At 36.3% G+C, this 1899-nt stretch carries 2 protein-coding genes; both read right to left on the bottom strand.

Annotated elements, in window-relative coordinates; translation table 11 throughout:
* Positions 1-1298: ABC transporter permease (locus tag AC1DUA_RS35630; protein ID WP_477504235.1), on the bottom strand; the 1298-nt coding region annotated here is incomplete at its 3' end.
* 10 nt (positions 1299-1308) lie between these two features.
* Positions 1309-1899: ABC transporter ATP-binding protein (locus AC1DUA_RS35625; RefSeq protein WP_477504234.1), on the bottom strand; the 591-nt coding region annotated here is incomplete at its 5' end.

Genomic DNA, 1899 nt, shown 5'->3' with positions numbered 1-1899 from the left:
GCTATTAGAAGCAAGCCTAATGTTCCCGTCAATACCCTATTTCCGGTAATAACCATTGGTTTATTAAACGTGATAATTAATCCTAAAGCCATTAAAATACCAGGTAATAACCATGGAATGTGTAACAAATATTCTAATGCCGTAGTTAGTTTATTGTTGTATTTATGGATTAAGCGCGCAATTAACAACATCGCGGCAACAACTATGACGGCAGCTAATGCCGAATACACAAAGCTAATTACAAATGGTTTGTAGGACGCAGAATCCGTTAAAATCTTCATGTAATTTTGTAGCGTAACATGAGCCCAGGAAAATGTGCCTGTACTAATACTGTACGAGTCTGTAAAGGAGAACAGAATAACCGCAGCAATAGGTAATACATAGATCGCAAACAATAAATAGGCAAAGAAATGAACGATGAAATTGGCAGCTTTATTATTGATTCTCTGCTTAATAATTGTCGTTTTCACTTTTGATACCGACATATAAAATCCTTTTTTCTCGGATCTTGTAATGAGATAAAGTGAAAGTATTTGTGTAATTCCTAAAAATATAGCTAACAATGCTGCAAGATCTCTTGAACTGATACTATTAGCAAAAGTTAAAATCATTGGGCTAATCGTTTGAAAACTTTGCCCTCCTACGATCAAAGGAGCTGCTAGCGCACCGATGCCAGTTGAAAATAATAATACGGATAACGTTGTTAGGACAGGCCTTAATACGGGAAAAACGATTCTGATAAGTATCGTCCAAGACGAAGCTCCCATATTTTTGGCCGCTTCAACGGTTTGATAATCAATACTCTTTATGGCATTTGAAAGAAAGATGACATGATTCGTCGTACAAGCAAAGGTCATTACGAAAACAACTGCTGGGTACCCAATAAACCAATTATGATTCATTGAAGGAAAGACTTTTACGAATAGCATCGTTAAGAAACCATTGCTTCCATAAATAAATTGATAGCCAGCAACTAAGATGAGGCCCCCGTAGATCAATGTAGTGAAATAGCCAAGTCTTAGTAACTTCGAGCCCTTAATAGCAAAGTAATCTACGACCAATACTAAGAAAACTCCAACGATGTTTACCGTAAATACCAATGTAATACCCAATATAAAGCTATTTAATAAGCTTTTTATCGCTCGTTTTGAGGACATTAGTTTCTTAAAGGGTTCAAATGAAAAGGTGCCATCTGCAAAAAAGGTCATGTATAAAATATTTACATTGGGAATAATCAGAAATACGGCTATGAACCAAAAGACTATGATACCGATACACCAAAGAAAGAGTTTATTCATAATCATTCTCCTAATATTGAAGGATGTCATCTGGATTTATGAACAAATTGACACCATCGCCCTCAGAATATTGAAAATCCCCATCTTCTTTCTCCGTATTTAGAAGAACAGAGCCCATTACTTCATACTTGTATTGCGAGTATGTGCCATAAAATTCTTTCGACAATACCTTTGCACCGAGAGCAACCGAGTAACGATCACCATCCCGTACTTTCGTCTTTATCTTCTCTGTTCGGATATAGCATATTTTTGTCGAATCCAACTTGGCTCCTGACTTTCTTGAGATTTCTTCAATAATCTCCTTACTTAGTGCATTCGCTTCACCGATGAAATTACAGACAAATTCCGTTTTGGAATGATTATAAATCTCCTCAGGTGTTCCTACTTGCTCAACAACTCCATGATTGAAAATAGCTATACGATCTGACAATGTTAATGCTTCTTCTTGGTCATGCGTTACGTAAACTGTTGTAATTCCTTGTTCATGCTGCAATTTCTTAAGTTCTTTTCTTAATTGTTTTCTTAACTTTGCATCCAAGTTCGATAATGGCTCATCCAATACCATAATTTTTGGAGCAAGTGCCATGGCTCTTGCTATTGC

It is taken from the genome of Paenibacillus sp. 01T422 (assembly GCF_056398785.1).
This window is presented reverse-complemented; position numbering and strand designations above follow the sequence as displayed.